Below are 16,898 nucleotides of genomic sequence, written 5' to 3' on the forward strand. Positions count from 1 at the left end.
ATAGTTAATTCTATAGTGTATTTAAAATAAATAGATCATAAAGGAAACTTATAATTTAAGATTAATTAATCTTAAATTATAAGTTTTTTTATGATCTAAAATAGATATAATAATTTTAATATAGTATATTGAATGAAATTATTATTTATATGTTAAAATCCTCATATAATTTCGTATAGCTTACGGGCTTCATCAGATAAGGATAGTAGATAACTAACTAGTATTCCCTGCTGATGTATATATTCTTCCATTGAGTGTTTAGATATTTGTTCCCATATTTTATAACTAGTTTTATCTGATATATTAGGAAGCCACATAAGCAAACATCCATATTTTAAAGCTGAAATAGTATAAAAAGCAAACTTTATTTTCTCATATGATCCATTCCATCCAACATCTTTTAAACCATCTATATAGCTTTCAAGTATTATATCAAAGAGATCGTTGGGTTTTGATAAATTTGTTTCAAACATACTAAAACTTGCAGATGCTAAATCACTTATATCAGTTCCTATAATACCTTTACCAGCGTAAGACCAGTCAATAAGTGTTAGTATATTGTCTTGTGAAAAGAACATGTTTCTCCTAAAAGCATCGAGATGACAAAAAGTTTCTGATAATGTTTCAAGCTTGTCTAAAAGAAAAGGACTATCATTCCATAATTTAATTAAATGTTTAGAAGTAGATTTAGAAAATGCAGAACGTATCATAGGATGCTCCCATATGGCTTTATCTTCAATTGATTTTTTAATCCAGGATAAATGATGTAATGTAGCCCTTGGAGACCCATTTTGAGTTAACCATGGATAATTAGGCATCGCTTTTTTAGAAATATATTCTCCATTAAAATTTCCTAAGATCTTTGCTGATTTAGAATATTGATCTAAGGACCATAGAGAGTCATCAGATAACTCTTCCATCCATAACCATATAGAATTATCTGTTTGTTTTTCAATACTATAGCACTTTGGACCTTTTAGTTTAGACGGAAGTGTATCTAATAATGTTGAATCATAAATAATAGCTTCACGCTTCCAATACAAGGGATGACATATATCGGTTTCACCGACTTGTGTTGAAGATAAAACTTTAAGTATAAACGACCAATCTTTAGTTATAGATTTAACTTTTGCTTTTCCATAAACCCTATATACTCCATCTGTTGCAGCACCTTTGCTACTAACTATAGGAGTATAATTATAAGTGATATTAGTTATATCATTAGAGTTGAATGACTTACTTATAAGATCTAATAATTTTAATTTGTCATAGTTTCTAAGCTTTTCCTCAATTTTATTGTGCAATAATATACACCTCCTAGAGATAGAAAATTTCATATATTATAGTTTAGGGATGAAATTATAATATAATTTGTAAGGAATGTATAGACTTTAAAAAAGGTAAATTTTGTGGTATAATACATATAGAAAACAAAGAGAGAAATACATAATAATACGAATATATTAGGAAAAAGCGTGTCCATTGTGATACGCTTTAACTGTTATATTTTGTAATCAAATAGTCTCATATAAAAATAACAGATAGTAAATCAATGATTAATTATAATGGAACTAGTTGTTCTCAATTGAAAATAAAAAAGATAATTATGTCTTCATTAACGAAAAAGTATAACTAACATATAATGAGATGTGACATAACATATAGTAATATTAATATACCGATACTATCGTGATTTTCAACTAAGAACAAAGAAATAGAAAAAACAATACTGTATCAGAATTAATATTTAGTTAATTTAAGGGGAGATTGGACTATTGATTTATATGTTTAATTTAACAGAAGTTTATAGATCAAACTTTGTTAAGGAGAATAATATATGAGGAATAATTATGATGAAGCTAACAAAGTTACTATTAAATCTATAATATGGAATTTAATATTAACAGCTATAAAAGTGTTAGCTGGCATAATTGGAAATTCTACAGCTATGATTGCCGATGGAATACATTCAGCATCAGATATAGTAAGTTCCATAGGTGTGCTAATAGGAAATTTTATAGCAAAGAAGCCTAATGATGAAGAGCATAGTTATGGTCACGAGAAAGCAGAAACATTAGTTTCTTTTTTATTATCAATACTTCTTATAATGGTATCATTTAGTATAGGATATAACGGTATTAAACTATTATTTAACACAGAGGAAATTAAAGTTCCTACTTTGCTACCTCTTATTATATCCGTTGTATCAATAATAATAAAAGAATATCAATATCAAATAACTATAAAAGTAGCTAAAAAAACAAACTCGCCAGCACTTAAAGCAGATGCATGGCACCATAGGTCAGATGCATTTTCTTCAATAGCAGCATTTATAGGAATAGGTGGAGCATTGATAGGCTTTAAGTTACTAGAACCAATAGCAACAATAATAGTTGCTTTATTTATCTTAAAAGTAGGGCTTAATATACTAAAGATCTCTACAAATGAATTAATGGACTATTCTATAGAAGTAGAAGAACAAGAAAAAATAATAGATATAGCTAGCAAAATAGAAAATGTTATAGAAGTTAGACATTTAAGAACAAGAAAACATGGTTCATTTGTATATGTAGACTTAACTGTACAAGTTGATAATGCATTAACCGTATCTGAGGGGCATGAAGTAGCCCATAAGATTGAAGAAAAGATACTGGAAAGTATGAGTTCTATAAAAGGAATACTTGTTCATGTTGAGCCTAGTGAGAAATTAAGAGAAAAATAGATGTTAATACGTCTGTATAAAATGGGTATTAGATAAAACAACTGGGTTTTCTTTTAAGACGTAAATAGAATAAAGCTCAATAAAATTATATGTGAAAAGAGGTGGTGATTTACACATCCTCTTTTTCTACATAACCTTATTTTATCAAACTTAATACTACGGTATAGATGTTTGGAATGAGGACAGACTAAAATCATGTAATTTGTTAGCAAGATTAACTTAAATTTTGGAGGGTTGGATATGTTTTTAAAAGATAAGGTTGTTATTATTACTGGAGCTGCTTCTGGTTTTGGAAAAGAAACTTCTTTTTTGCTTGCTAAAGAAGGAGCTAATATAGTTGCAGTAGATTATAGTGAATCTGGAAAAGAAATAGTAGAAAAAATTAAAGAAGATGGTGGAAATGCAATATTTGTTAAAGCTGACGTGTCAAAAGAAGATGATGTTAAAGATTTTATTAATAAGACAATACAAACTTTTGGAAAAATAGATGTACTTTTCAACAACGCTGGAATATACATACCTGGGAAAGCTGATGAGTTATCGACTACAGACTGGGATAAAGTAATAGATATAAATCTTAAAAGTATTTACCTAGGAAGTAAATATGTATTTCCACATATGAAAGAGAACGGAGGAGTTATTTTAAATACAGCTTCTGCAGCAGGAATAATTGGGTTTCCAGATGCCGTGTCATATGCAGCGTCGAAAGGAGGAGTTGTTTCGTTAACTAAGGCTATGGCTGTAGATTATGCACAGTATAATATAAGAGTAAATTGTATTTGTCCTGGTACCGGTGAAACAGGAATGACAAAAGAGGTCTTAGAGAATGAAGAGTTAAGACAAATGTTCGCAGAACCTATACCTTTAAAAAGATTTGCTCAGCCAATAGATATAGCAAATGCCGCTTTATTTTTAGCATCTGATTTGTCTTCATATTTGACTGGAGTTGTCCTTCCTGTAGACGGTGGTTGGACTGTAAAATAGTTTATAATAAATCATAAAAAATAAATTGTAATTGAAAAATAGAGTGCATAAAGTTTTATAATAGCTATGAGTCAATCTATCTGTAGATAGATTGACTTTTATTTATATAAAAAACGAATTTTAATATCAAAGGAGATTGTATAATGTTCTTTTTAAATTTTCATCACTTAGACAGTAATAGAAAAGATATTGAGACAACCGTGTGATTGGAAGAAAGCTTAAATTACTAATCGTTTATAACGAACACTTTCTTACCTAAAACATATAATATATATGAAGTTTTTATAGAGAGGATGGGTATTATGTATCCAGTGTATCCGTATTTAGGATGGGAAACTAAATGTAAGAAAGTCCCTATAACTTTTCCACCACAGCATCAAAATCGTCAACCAGGGATAGAATCAAAGATGATTCCGAGACCCATATATAATAATCCCTATTATTATGGTTCGAGGAAGTTGATAAATAAGGTAGCCCTTATTACAGGCGGTGATAGTGGTATTGGTCGAGCTGTTGCTGTAGCATTTGCAAAAGAAAAAGCTGATGTGGCTATCGTCTATTTATATGAACGTTGTGATGCTTTGGAGACAAAAGCAGCTGTAGAAGCATTAGGTCGTCGCTGTCTTATTATTAAGGGGGACATTAGAAGAGCAAAGTTTTGTAATGAGGCTGTAGAAAAAACGCTACATACTTTTGGACGTCTTGATATACTTGTAAATAATGCAGGAGTTCAATTTCCTCAAGATAGCATATTAGACATAAGCAACGAACAGTTAGAAAATACATTTAGAACTAACATTTTTTCATTCTTTTATATGACAAAAGCAGCACTACCTTATCTTGATTGTGGAAGCTCTATTATTAATACGTCTTCTATTACTGCCTATGAAGGAGAAGAAACTTTAATAGACTATTCTTCTACTAAAGGTGCGATAGTATCATTTACACGATCACTATCAAAGTCTCTTGTTGAAAAAGGAATACGTGTAAATGCTGTTGCCCCTGGACCTGTTTGGACACCACTTATACCATCAAGTTTTTCAGCTAATAGAGTTAAAACATTCGGAAGCGATACTCCTATGAAACGAGCAGCACAGCCATTTGAACTTGCACCTACTTATGTATTTTTAGCATCAGACGATTCAAGTTATATTACAGGACAGATGATTCACGTGAATGGAGGAAGAATGGTAACTTCTTAAATCAAATCTTTATATTTTCTTCATATTTATTTGATATAATGTAAAGAAAGTTGAAGTAAAAAACATATAAAACGAATACCTTGTTTTAAATATATTTATCTTAGTTTAAAGATACTCTAGTATTGATATCCTACGTGTAAAAGATTTTTTAAAATATTTCTTAATTTATATATCCCCTATTATTTTATAGGGGATATATTAGTTTTCAGGTAATGGAGATATTTATTAGAATATTTTTAATTTATATAAAAGGACATCTTATAAGTAATATTATATTGAATTTTATAAGATATAAATTCTAATATTAATAATTAGAAGGGTTTATAAATTAGTAGATATAGGAGCTGGATGAATGAAAAACATTTTAATTGTAGATGATGAGATTAAGATTGTAGAGCTTTTAGAAGCTTTTTTAAAGATTGAAGGTTACAGTATCTATAGAGCATATGATGGAAAAGAAGCATTAGAAATATTTGAAAAAGAGGAAATTCACCTTGTTATTCTAGACCTTATGCTTCCTAGAATAAGTGGAGAAGAGGTGTGTAAAAAGATTAGGGCTAAATCAGATGTACCAATAATTATGCTCACAGCTAAAGTAGACGAAGAAAATAAAATAGAAGGTTTAGGCATAGGAGCAGATGATTATGTAACAAAGCCTTTTAGTATAAGAGAACTTGTAAGCAGAGTGGCCGTAATCATGAGAAGATGTTATAAGGAGGAAAATACACAGGCTGAAAGGTTTGTATTTAATGATGGTGATTTAGAAGTTGATGTAAAATTATTTAACGTAATAAAAAAAGGAATAGAAATTAAATTTACACCAAACGAATTTAAAATATTGAAGACTTTAATTTCTAATAGAGGAAAAATTCTATCAAGGGATGTTCTTGTGGAGAAAGCTTTTGGGATAGATTTTGATGGCATCGATAGAACCATTGATGTTCATATAATGAATATAAGGCAAAAGATAGAAGATAATCCTAAAGATCCGCAATATATTAAAACGGTTTATGGTATGGGATATAAATTTAATTGTTAGGAAGTGGAGTATGCAGATAAAACTTGTAAATAAACTGATAATTAGTTTTTTAATTGTAATACTACTGTCTACAATTTTGGGAGTTATCATAAGTAATAATAAAATAGATAAAAATTTTGAGGATTATTTAAAAGATAAACAAAAGAAAATGATATCAATGGTCATTAATGTTATTAAGAATAATTATGATGACGAAAGAAAAACGATAAATACTAAAGATATAGAACTTCATGCCAAAAGTGAGGGACTTTATATTCAGGTTAAAAGTATAGATGGTGAAAAAGTTTTCGAGACAAGTGAAGATTATTTGAAGAAAAGAGAAGATGATCTATTCATAAGGTATTCTAAAAAATCAGGTAAAAAGTCTAATAAAAATTATTATAAAGAAGAAAACCACGATTTAATAAAGAATGGTAAAAAAATCGGTAATATAATTATAGGATATTATAGTATAGATAATTGTGATAGTCGTGATCTAGAAATGAAGTATACCTTACGTTATATTTTAATTGAAACAGCATTTGGTACATTAATAATTGGGACAATAATAAGTATAATTTTAGCAAAACACTTTTCTGTTCCTTTAAAAAAAATAGCCCAAACAACAGATGAAATTAGAAAGGGAAATCTAAAGGTAAATTTAGACTTAAGAAGTAGTACCTATGAGATAAATCAATTGTCTAATTCAATAGATTATTTAGTAAAAACTCTTGAGAGTAAGGACATGCTTAGAAAGAGGCTCACCTCAGATATGGCTCACGAAATTAGAACTCCGTTAACAACGTTACAAAGTACAATGGAGGCGTTTTTATATGGAGTTTGGGAGCCTACGAAGGAAAGGATAGAAAGTTGTCATGAAGAGATAAGAAGACTTTCAAAACTAGTCGAAGGACTTAAAGATATAGCAAAACTTGAAGAGGCAGATATGAATCTAAACATAACAAGGTTTAACATCACTGATGAAATAAGACAACTTTTAGAGCTGTTAAGACCTCAATATGAAAATAAAAATATTAATCTAATTTTTGAATATAATAAAGAAATAGCAATAAATTCTGATAAAGATAAAATCAAACAGATATTAATAAACTTACTTAACAACTCTTATAGCTATACAAATGAAGGTGGAAAGGTAGAAGTTATTTTGGAGGATTTAGAAAAAAATATAGTTATATGCGTTAAAGATAATGGAGTTGGTATTTCTAATGATGATCTACCCTTTATATTTGAAAGATTTTACAGAACAGATGGAACGAGAAATAGAAAAACAGGTGGAACTGGAATAGGTCTAACAATTTCAAAAGCGTTAGTTGAAGCACTTGGAGGAAATATAAAAGTTGAAAGTAAGTTGGGACAAGGGAGTAAGTTTATTGTAAGTTTACCTGTGAAAAATTGCACTGATTAAAAAACTCTAAAAAACTATATATTAAATGCAATTATTGCATTTTTATATTTTCTTTATAATGTTTTGTTAACATATAGGAGAAGAAAACTTGACATAGACTATGTCATTGTTGTTTTTACTATATGTTTTAGGAGGAAAGTATATGGAATTAGGAGGCGTTTCGCTATCAATAGCTTTTGGAGCTGGATTTTTATCTTTTTTTACACCATGTATACTTCCATTAATTCCAGTATATATAATGTATATTACTGGTACGAGCATGGAGAATGAACTTGACAAAAGAAAGCTATTTGCATTGAAAAGAACGATTGGATTTGTTATAGGATTTACAATTATATTTATGATAATGGGAACATCTGCTACCTTTTTAGGAAAAATATTTATAAGAAATAAAGAAGTTTTTTCTAAGATTAGTGGAGTTTTGATAGTAATCTTTGGTTTGAAAATGACAGGTATTATAAATTTAAAATTTCTAAATATGGAAAAGAGAATTAAAACTCCTAAAAAAATCACGAACTGGTTTAGTTCAATTATAATGGGAATGGCTTTTGCTGCTGGCTGGACACCGTGTTTTGGTCCTGTACTAGCGTCTATTCTTATTTATGCAGGAGGAACTGCTACTGTTTCAAAAGGTGTTTATCTCCTATTAGTATATTCTATAGGTATGGCAATACCTTTTGTATTGACAGCATTATTCATAAATGTATTTAGTAAGTTTGTTAATAAAGCAGAGAGGTTTATAAAATACATCCCTAAAATTAGTGGTTTTATCATGATAATTTTTGGGATACTAGTATTCTTCAATAAGGTTATAGATATAAGTAGATTGTTAATATAGGAAGGAGGAAAATAATGAATAAGAAAGGTTTAATTATAATAATCCTTACTGTAGTGTTGATTGGAGGACTATACTATTTTACAATGGGAAGAAAAACAGAAGAGAGTTTACCTAAGGATAACATTACTAAGGAAAAGAATGAGGAAGACAGAGAAGAGAAAAAAGAAAAGAAAAAAATAACAGAGGCAACAGTTGGTGAAGAAGCACCGGACTTTACTCTTAGGAATCTAGATGGAAAAGAAGTATCATTAAAAGATTACAGAGGTAAAATAGTTCTTATAAATTTTTGGGCAACATGGTGTGAATATTGTGATAAGGAAATGCCAGATCTTCAAAAGTTAGATAAAGAAAATGATGATTTGGTAGTATTAGCAGTAGATGTAATGGAAGATGAGGAAAAAGTAAAGAACTACATTAAAAAAGGCGCGTATGATTTTGAAGTAGTTTTAGATGAAGAGGGAGATGTAGCTAAAAATTACTTGATAAGTGCTTTTCCTACTTCATATTTTGTAGATAAAGATGGCACTTTAATAGGATCAGTGCCAGGAATGATGGAATATCCACAAATGAATCAAATATTAAAGAGTATAAGGGAAAATAAATAAAGTGAGGCCGTTTTTTTTAGCTTATAAATCCATAACTATAACATGGTTTATGATTTTAGCTATTATTTCTATTGTTATAAGTTATTTTATTGTGAACATTTTAGCAGAGGAATATGAAGAGGATAAGAATAAAATAGAAAACATTTTTATAGTTTTATTAATAGGTGGATTTGTAGGGGCTAGATTAAGTTATGTTTTAATGAATATTCATCTATATAAGGGTAATATATCTTCAATATTTAAAATATCTCATTATAATCTATCTCTGATAGGTGGTATAATATTTGGTTTATTAGTGTTGATGGTTCTATCTAAGAAATATAAAATTGCATTTGGAAAACTATTAAAAATATTTGTTATACCATTTTACTTTTCTATGGCTATAGGGATATGGGTGCTGATGTTTGATAGATTTTTATTGTATTCAAGTCATATAAAGAATGAACCATCAAAAGTTCTATATTTATCATTGTTATTTTTAACAGGAATGATACTAGAATTAGCTATATCAAAAAGAGTAAATAATAAATATATAACGGTTATAATTTTAACTATAGTAATGGTTTTATACTATATAATGTGATAGGAAGGAATTTCCTATCACATTTTTGTTTATATACCAGGCATATTAGCTGAATTTTTATATTATAAAAAAATAAGCATATATCTACAGAAAGTAGATATATGCTTATATATTATTTTTTTAAATCTTGCTAACATCTCTTTCCCATTTACCGCTTTTGTAAGCAATAAATCCAATGGCATCTGCTATAATCCATCCTAGAGGTATAGACCACCAAATACCTTTAGGACCTATAGAAGGGAAAGAGGAAAGAATATATGACATCAATACACGAATACCAAGTGAAACTACTGTTAGTTTCATAGACATTGTTAGATTTCCAACCCCTCTAAAGAAGCCATAGTAAAGGAAAAGGAAACCAATTAACATGTAGAATATTCCTACTGTAGTTATATAATCAATACCTGTCTGGATTACTTTTACCTCACTAGGGTCAACAAATATTGTCATTAACTGTTTTGATGACAGTAGTATTCCAGTAGATATAATAACACAGAAAATAAAAACTGTTCTAACAGCAGAGCGTAAACCTTGTTTAACTCTATCTATTTTACCGGCTCCAATATTTTGAGCTACATAAGTTGAAAAGGCATTACCAAAGTCTTGAACAGGAAGATATGCAAGTGAATCAACTTTTACAGCAGCAGCGTATCCGGCTATTACATCTGAACCAAATGTATTTACAATTCCTTGAACAGCTACCATTCCTGTTGCCATAATAGACTGTTGCATACATGTTAGTAGACTATATTTTGCTATGACTGGAAAAAGAGTCCTATCAAATACGAATTCTTTTGGAGACATTCTTAGCATAGGGACTTTTAATAATGCATATAATAAGCACAAAATCGAAGATACAGCTTGAGAAATAATTGTAGCATAGGCAGCACCCTCAACTCCCATCTTAAGCTTTAATATAAATAGAAGGTCTAAGACAATATTTACTAAAGAAGCAACAATTAAAAAATACAAGGGCGTTTTTGAATTACCTAGTGCTCTTAAAATCGATGCTGCCATATTATATAAAAATGTAAAAATTAATCCTGCAAAAACAATTTTAAGATAATAGGTTGAACCATCAAGTATTTCTTCTGGAGTTTGAATAAGTCTTAAAAGCGGTTTTGTAAATATAAAAGTAGAAATAGATAAAATCATAGTTAATATAAATGTAAAGATAAAAGATGTTGAAACTACACGTTTTAAGTTTGTGTAATCTTCAGCACCAAAGTATTGAGAAACAACAACTGAACTTCCTAAGCATAATCCAATGATTAATACTGTAACAAAATTCATAAGAGAAAAAGATGAACCTACAGCGGCAAGTGCATTTTTTCCTATAAATTTCCCAACAATAACAGAGTCAACCATATTATATAACTGTTGAAAGATATTGCCTATAAGCATTGGAAATGCAAACTTTAGTATTAACTTTGTTGGATTTCCTGTTCTCATGTCTGTTACCATAGTAAGCATGCTCCTTTATAATAAAAATTTTCTAACCTATAAAAGTATTTTGTCACTACTAGCTAAGATTATGGTAACATATAAATACATATATGAAAAATATTATTTTTATTTGATTCCCATATGATTTTCATATACAAAAGGAGAAATAGAAATATGGACATTAAACAACTACGTTATTTTATTGCTATTGCTGAAGAAAAGCAGATTACTGCTGCAGCTAGAAAACTTCATATGACTCAACCACCTCTGAGCCAACAGTTAAGTGCAATGGAACAAGAACTTGGTGTTAAATTAGTCAGTAAAAATGGTAAGTTTCTTGAGCTTACTGATGCAGGTCGGGCTCTCTATAAGAATGCCTTAAACATAGTGAATCTTATGGAAGAATCGAATATTGAAATTAAAGAAATTGGTAGTGGTATAAGGGGAAAATTACTAATTGGTGTAAATACTCTTTCATATGATAAATTACCAAATTTACTTAAAAGTTTCCAAGAAAGATACCCTTATACTTATTATAAGATTCAGCAAAATGAATCAGGACAACTATGTAAATTAGTTGAAGAACGGTCTATTGAATTAGCAATTGTTAGATTGCCTCCTAAGCTAAAAGACTTTTCTGTTCTTAATTTTAGATCTGAACCGTTTTATTTTGTAACATCAAATAAACTAATACTTCCCTCACAGAAGGTATCCTATGATCAGATTCAGCATTATCCACTTATATTACCAAGCACTGAGGGGTTAAGTCTTTACAATATGATTTTAGAACAATTTTCATATAGACAATTGAATGTTAATGTAATATGTGAATGCTCTGATATTCTAGTTCTATTAAAGTTAGTATCATCAGGATTTGGAGCTACGATCATTCCTAGATCAGTATTAAAGATGCATAAGATTCATAATTTAAATGCATATGAAATTGATGATGATAAATTTAGAGCATCATCAGGTTTGATTTGGCGAAAAGATCATTATCTATCTAAAGCTGCACAAAATTTTATTGAACTTTTAAAGGAAATGTATCCTGATGGTTTAGATTTTTAAGCTTATTTGATTAATTAATCTCAACTTTATATCATACATAAGCTAATAAAAGTAGAAGTATCTATAAAGGTACTTCTTTTTTGTATACTTTTTTACTACGAAAAATATATAAAAAAACTTGACTAAGAAGCTGTATATAGGGTAAAATATATTTCGTATACGAAATATATTAATACGAAATATTTCTATATAATACTTTCACAGTTTAACTATTCTGTGATGAGGAGACTAAAAGGATGGAGGAAATAAGTAAAGGAATTAGAATAATTAAGATTTTAAAGAAGGTGATGGGCACTATAAAACAAAGTATGAGACATGAATGTCATGGAATGCAATTAACTGGACCTCAAGGAATGTTAATAGGTATTTTATCTCATAATAAGGAAAAAATGAAAGTTAGTGATTTAAGCGAAAATCTAGGTTTATCTAATAGTACTGTATCTGGAATTATTGACAGATTAGAAAAACAAGGGTTAGTTGAAAGAACTAGAAGCAAAGATGATAGAAGAGTAGTTTATGTTAGTGTTACGGATGAGGTTAGAAAAAAACATAAACAACATTTTAATGAAATTGAAAAAAGGTTTGAAGATATTATGAGTAAGGGAACTCCTGAGGAAATTGACAAAATACTTGAAGGTTTATATACATTAGAAAAAGTAATAGATAGACAACGAAAATAGTTAATAAAGTTAGAAAGCTTTTTATTGTTACACATTTTAGATTTCTTAAACATTTAAAGGGTGTAATATCAGTTAATAATACAGAGATATTATAATTTTAGACAAGGAGTAGATGCTATAATGTTTAAATTAACTAAACACCTAAAGCCATTTACCGTCATGATTATTAGTGCAATAGCATTACTTTTCGTACAGGCAATGTGTGATCTTTCTTTGCCAGACTATATGTCTGACATTGTAAACAAAGGTATACAGCAAGGTGGTATAGTAAACGCTGTGCCTGATGCTATAAGGAAAAGTGAAATGGATAAATTAACATTGCTTATGAATGAGAATGATAAGAATGAGGTTGAGAAGAACTATACTTTAATTGATAAATCAAGTAAAGATTATGATAAGTATTTAAAGAAGTATCCACGTTTAGAAAAAGAGCCTATATATGTACTTAAGAATATTGAAGAAACAGAAATTGATAAACTAGATCCAATTATAGGTAAGGCTTTTATTGCTGTTTCTAGTATTGAACAAGTAAAAGCTCAAGCAAAAGGTGGAGAGATTTCTTTTAATGGAATGAAAATTCCTGCTAATACAGATTTATTTGCAATGATAGCAAATACGCCACAACAGCAACGCTCTCAAATAATTAAATCTATTAATGATAAAATTACTAAAATGGATGACAATATGATTTCTCAAACTGCTGTTGGTTCAGTTAAGTCAGAGTATAAAGCCTTAGGAATGAATACGGACAAGATACAAAGCAACTATATATTTAAAACAGGTGGAATTATGATACTAGTATCTTTACTTAGTGCAGCTAGTACTGTTACAGTAGGACTTTTAGCATCTAAAACCGCTGCAGGATTAGCAACAAATTTACGTAAAGGGGTATTTACGAAAGTTGAAAGTTTTTCTAATGCAGAATTCGATAAATTTTCTACTGCTTCACTTATAACTAGAACTACAAATGATATTACACAAATTCAAACAGTTATTGTTATTATGATAAGATTAGTGTTTTATGCACCTATTATGGGTGTTGGTGGAATAATAAGAGCTCTTAGTAAGAGTACATCTATGTCCTGGATTATAGCACTTGCTGTTACAGTTCTTCTAGGATTAATGTTAGTAATATTTTCAGTTGCTATGCCGAAGTTTAAGATTATTCAAAAACTTGTTGATAAACTTAACTTAGTTACTCGTGAAAATCTTTCAGGTATGATGGTAATAAGAGCTTTTAATACGCAGAAGTTTGAAGAAGAAAGATTTGATAATGCAAATCAAGATCTTACAAGAACGAATCTTTTTGTAAACCGTGTTATGACTCTTTTAATGCCTGCTATGATGTTTATAATGAATGGAGTTACATTACTAGTAGTTTGGGTAGGTGCACATCAAATTGAAAATGCAAGTATGCAGGTAGGGGATATGATGGCATTTATGCAATATGTTATACAAATTATTTTTGCATTCTTAATGTTATCTATGATTTTCATTTTACTACCAAGAGCTTCTGTATCTGCACAGAGAATTACTGAGGTTCTAGATGTAAAACCTACAATTATAGATCCAAAAGATCCTGAACACTTTGATAAAGAAACTAAAGGTGTTGTGAAATTTGAAAACGTATCATTCAGATATCCTGGAGCTGATGAAGATATGCTTAAAAATGTAAGTTTTGAAGCATTACCAGGACAGACGACAGCATTCATAGGATCCACTGGATCAGGTAAAACAACTCTTATTAACTTAATTCCACGTTTCTATGATGCAACGAGTGGGAAAGTTTCTATTGATGGAATAAATGTAAAAGATGTTTCACAACATGATCTAAGAGATATAATTGGTTACGTACCTCAAAAAGGATTTTTATTTAGTGGGACTATTGAATCTAACTTGAAATATGCTGATGAAAATGCAACAGATAATGATATAGAAAAAGCAGCAGAAATTGCTCAGGCTATGGAATTTATTAGCCAAAAACCAGAAAAGTTTGAGACTGAAATTTCACAAGGAGGATCAAATGTATCTGGAGGACAGAAACAAAGATTGTCAATTGCTCGTGCTCTTGTAAAGAAACCTAAAATATATATATTTGATGATAGTTTTTCTGCTCTTGACTTTAAGACAGATTCAGCACTTAGAAAAGCATTAAAAGAACAAACAAGTTCAAGTACAGTTCTTATAGTTGCACAACGTATCTCAACTATTATGAATGCCGAGCAGATAATAGTTCTTGATGAAGGTAAGATAGTTGGAATAGGTAAACATGATGAACTTATGAAAAATTGCCAAACTTATCAAGAAATTGCATTGTCACAGCTATCGAAGGAGGAATTAGCATGAGCAGGCATAATAAAGTAGATAGTTCTAATCAAAAAAGAAGATTTGGCGGTGGTATGGGCAAAGGAATACCTGGAGGTGGCGAAAAGGCTCGTGACTTTAAAGGTACAATGAAAAAATTGCTTAAATATTTAGGTGCTTATAAACTGTCAATATTTATTGTAGTAATATTTGCAGCAGCTAGTTCTGCATTTTCTATAGTAGGTCCAAAAATTTTAGGTAAAGCCACTACAAAAATATTTGAAGGTATAATGGGAAAAATCTCAGGTACTGGTACTGGAATAGATTTTAAATATATAGGAAATATAGTTTTAGGTCTTCTAGCGTTATATATCCTTAGTTCGATATTTAGTTATATTCAAGGATGGATAATGTCTGGAGTATCAATGAAGGTAAGTTATCGTTTTAGAAAGGACATTTCTGAAAAGATTAATCGTATGCCTCTAAAATACTTTGACAGTACGAATCATGGAGAAGTATTATCACGTGTTACTAATGATATAGATACTGTCAGTCAAACACTTAATCAAAGTTTAACTCAAATTATTACGTCAGTAGCAACAGTAATCGGTGTTTTGATTATGATGTTTTCTATAAGTTGGGTTATGACACTTGTAGCACTTTGTATAATACCTGTATCTATGATACTAATTATAGGTGTGGTAAAGAAATCACAAAAGTACTTTAAGCAACAACAAGATTATTTAGGAAATGTAAATGGCCATGTAGAAGAAATGTATGGTGGCCACACTGTAATGAAAGCCTTTAATGGAGAAGAAAAAAGTGTTGAAGAATTTGATGAACTAAATAATAAACTCTATGGTGTAGCATGGAAATCACAGTTCTTATCAGGTATGATGATGCCTATAATGAACTTTGTAAGTAACTTAGGATATGTGGCAGTATGTATCTTGGGAGGATGGCTTACTGTAAAGAAAACTATAGAACTTGGAGATATTCAAGCTTTCATTCAATATGTACGTTCATTTACACAACCAATTTCACAACTTGCGAATATATCTAACATACTTCAACAAACTGCTGCATCAGCAGAACGTGTATTTGAATTTTTAGCAGAGGAAGAGGAAGTTCCAGAGACTTCTAATCCAATAAAACTTAAAGATGTAGATGGTAGTGTAGAATTTAAAAATGTTAGATTTGGATATAACTCTGATAAAATCGTTATTAATGATTTCTCAGCTTCTGTTAAGCCAGGTCAAAAGGTTGCAATTGTTGGACCTACTGGTGCAGGAAAAACTACTATAATTAAGCTTTTAATGCGCTTTTATGATGTAAACGAAGGAGCAATACTAGTTGATGGACACGATATAAGAGAGTTTACTCGTAATGATTTACGTTCAATGTTCGGTATGGTTTTACAAGATACTTGGCTTTATAACGGAAGTATAATGGAAAATATACGTTATGGTCGTCTAGATGCAACAGATGAAGAAGTTATAGAAGCCGCAAAGGCTGCACACGTTGATAGCTTTGTTCATGCTTTGCCAGATGGATATAATATGGTTTTAAATGAAGAGGCATCAAATGTATCACAAGGACAGAAACAGTTAATCACTATTGCAAGAGCTATACTCGCAGATCCTAAGATTCTTATACTTGATGAAGCTACAAGTTCTGTTGATACTCGTACTGAGCTTCAAATTCAAAAAGCTATGGATAATCTTATGGAGAATAGAACAAGTTTTATAATTGCTCATCGTTTATCAACGATTCGTGATGCTGACTTAATTCTTGTTATGGATAAGGGAGATATTATAGAGCAAGGAAATCACTATGATCTTCTTAAAAAAGGTGGTTTCTACGCTAATCTTTATAACAGTCAATTTGAAGAAAATCAGGCTAGTTAATAATAGTAAGATTGTTATAGCTTGAAAGAAAAAATAAAATATTACTGACCTTTAAGAGAAGAGATAAATTTATTTCTTCTCTATATTTTTTAAAGAATATAGAGAGGAATTATCC

The 16,898-nt window shown here is 29.8% G+C and carries 14 protein-coding genes; 12 read left to right on the forward strand and 2 right to left on the reverse strand.

The genetic code is table 11. The features are described 5' to 3' along the window. Positions 1-161: 161 nt before the first annotated feature. On the reverse strand, positions 162-1,304 hold the full coding sequence (locus CLPU_RS12635) for a phosphotransferase (protein ID WP_050356035.1): 1,143 nt from the start codon (positions 1,302-1,304) through the stop codon (positions 162-164). Positions 1,305-1,837: 533 nt separating this feature from the next. Between CLPU_RS12635 and CLPU_RS12640 the strand changes: the two genes are divergently transcribed. From CLPU_RS12640 to CLPU_RS12675, 8 genes are all read left to right on the forward strand, one after another. Further along, positions 1,838-2,722, forward strand: coding sequence for a cation diffusion facilitator family transporter (locus CLPU_RS12640; RefSeq protein WP_050356036.1), 885 nt, complete (start codon positions 1,838-1,840; stop codon positions 2,720-2,722). Positions 2,723-2,962: 240 nt separating this feature from the next. Beyond that, on the forward strand, positions 2,963-3,706 hold the full coding sequence (locus CLPU_RS12645; protein ID WP_050356037.1) for an SDR family NAD(P)-dependent oxidoreductase: 744 nt from the start codon (positions 2,963-2,965) through the stop codon (positions 3,704-3,706). A gap of 302 nt (positions 3,707-4,008) precedes the next feature. Continuing rightward, positions 4,009-4,908, forward strand: coding sequence for an SDR family oxidoreductase (locus CLPU_RS12650; protein ID WP_050356038.1), 900 nt, complete (start codon positions 4,009-4,011; stop codon positions 4,906-4,908). Between the two features lie 352 nt (positions 4,909-5,260). Further along, on the forward strand, positions 5,261-5,947 hold the full coding sequence (locus tag CLPU_RS12655; protein ID WP_050356039.1) for a response regulator transcription factor: 687 nt from the start codon (positions 5,261-5,263) through the stop codon (positions 5,945-5,947). A gap of 10 nt (positions 5,948-5,957) precedes the next feature. Then, positions 5,958-7,352, forward strand: coding sequence for a HAMP domain-containing sensor histidine kinase (locus CLPU_RS12660; protein WP_050356040.1), 1,395 nt, complete (start codon positions 5,958-5,960; stop codon positions 7,350-7,352). Positions 7,353-7,494: 142 nt separating this feature from the next. Beyond that, a complete protein-coding gene (locus CLPU_RS12665) occupies positions 7,495-8,190 on the forward strand; it encodes a cytochrome c biogenesis CcdA family protein (RefSeq protein ID WP_050356041.1) in 696 nt (231 codons plus the stop codon). Positions 8,191-8,204: 14 nt separating this feature from the next. Then, positions 8,205-8,795, forward strand: coding sequence for a TlpA family protein disulfide reductase (locus CLPU_RS12670; RefSeq protein ID WP_050356042.1), 591 nt, complete (start codon positions 8,205-8,207; stop codon positions 8,793-8,795). Between the two features lies 1 nt (position 8,796). Continuing rightward, positions 8,797-9,378: a prolipoprotein diacylglyceryl transferase family protein gene (locus CLPU_RS12675; RefSeq protein ID WP_050356043.1), complete on the forward strand. Its 582-nt coding sequence runs from the start codon at positions 8,797-8,799 to the stop codon at positions 9,376-9,378. 120 nt (positions 9,379-9,498) lie between these two features. Here the strand turns inward: CLPU_RS12675 and CLPU_RS12680 are convergent, their stop codons facing one another. Continuing rightward, the gene (locus tag CLPU_RS12680; protein WP_097677575.1) at positions 9,499-10,842 is read right to left on the reverse strand and encodes an MATE family efflux transporter; all 1,344 of its coding nucleotides are present in this window, start codon (positions 10,840-10,842) and stop codon (positions 9,499-9,501) included. 156 nt (positions 10,843-10,998) lie between these two features. Between CLPU_RS12680 and CLPU_RS12685 the strand changes: the two genes are divergently transcribed. The 4 genes from CLPU_RS12685 to CLPU_RS12700 all read left to right on the forward strand — a co-directional run bounded on the left by CLPU_RS12685 (position 10,999) and on the right by CLPU_RS12700 (position 16,783). Then, positions 10,999-11,892: a LysR family transcriptional regulator gene (locus CLPU_RS12685; RefSeq protein WP_050356045.1), complete on the forward strand. Its 894-nt coding sequence runs from the start codon at positions 10,999-11,001 to the stop codon at positions 11,890-11,892. A 236-nt stretch (positions 11,893-12,128) separates the two neighbouring features. After that, on the forward strand, positions 12,129-12,572 hold the full coding sequence (locus tag CLPU_RS12690; RefSeq protein ID WP_050356046.1) for a MarR family winged helix-turn-helix transcriptional regulator: 444 nt from the start codon (positions 12,129-12,131) through the stop codon (positions 12,570-12,572). 120 nt (positions 12,573-12,692) lie between these two features. Beyond that, complete coding sequence (locus tag CLPU_RS12695) at positions 12,693-14,918, forward strand: ABC transporter ATP-binding protein (protein WP_050356047.1); 2,226 nt, start codon at positions 12,693-12,695, stop codon at positions 14,916-14,918. Next, entirely contained in the window at positions 14,915-16,783 is a 1,869-nt protein-coding gene (locus tag CLPU_RS12700) for an ABC transporter ATP-binding protein (RefSeq protein ID WP_050356048.1), read from the forward strand. Before CLPU_RS12695 ends, CLPU_RS12700 begins: the two co-directional genes overlap by 4 nt. The last annotated feature ends 115 nt before the right edge of the window (positions 16,784-16,898 follow it).

Origin of the sequence: Gottschalkia purinilytica (assembly GCF_001190785.1) — a bacterium.
Lineage (GTDB): Bacteria > Bacillota > Clostridia > Tissierellales > Gottschalkiaceae > Gottschalkia_A > Gottschalkia_A purinilytica.

Coding starts and splice junctions, on each gene's coding strand:
- CLPU_RS12685 (WP_050356045.1), top strand. CDS start 10,999: ATGGACATTAAACAACTACGTTATTTTATTGCTATTGCTGAAGAAAAG.
- CLPU_RS12700 (WP_050356048.1), top strand. CDS start 14,915: ATGAGCAGGCATAATAAAGTAGATAGTTCTAATCAAAAAAGAAGATTT.
- CLPU_RS12695 (WP_050356047.1), top strand. CDS start 12,693: ATGTTTAAATTAACTAAACACCTAAAGCCATTTACCGTCATGATTATT.
- CLPU_RS12690 (WP_050356046.1), top strand. CDS start 12,129: ATGGAGGAAATAAGTAAAGGAATTAGAATAATTAAGATTTTAAAGAAG.
- CLPU_RS12660 (WP_050356040.1), top strand. CDS start 5,958: ATGCAGATAAAACTTGTAAATAAACTGATAATTAGTTTTTTAATTGTA.
- CLPU_RS12650 (WP_050356038.1), top strand. CDS start 4,009: ATGTATCCAGTGTATCCGTATTTAGGATGGGAAACTAAATGTAAGAAA.
- CLPU_RS12655 (WP_050356039.1), top strand. CDS start 5,261: ATGAAAAACATTTTAATTGTAGATGATGAGATTAAGATTGTAGAGCTT.
- CLPU_RS12645 (WP_050356037.1), top strand. CDS start 2,963: ATGTTTTTAAAAGATAAGGTTGTTATTATTACTGGAGCTGCTTCTGGT.
- CLPU_RS12680 (WP_097677575.1), bottom strand. CDS start 10,842: ATGGTAACAGACATGAGAACAGGAAATCCAACAAAGTTAATACTAAAG.
- CLPU_RS12640 (WP_050356036.1), top strand. CDS start 1,838: ATGAGGAATAATTATGATGAAGCTAACAAAGTTACTATTAAATCTATA.
- CLPU_RS12670 (WP_050356042.1), top strand. CDS start 8,205: ATGAATAAGAAAGGTTTAATTATAATAATCCTTACTGTAGTGTTGATT.
- CLPU_RS12665 (WP_050356041.1), top strand. CDS start 7,495: ATGGAATTAGGAGGCGTTTCGCTATCAATAGCTTTTGGAGCTGGATTT.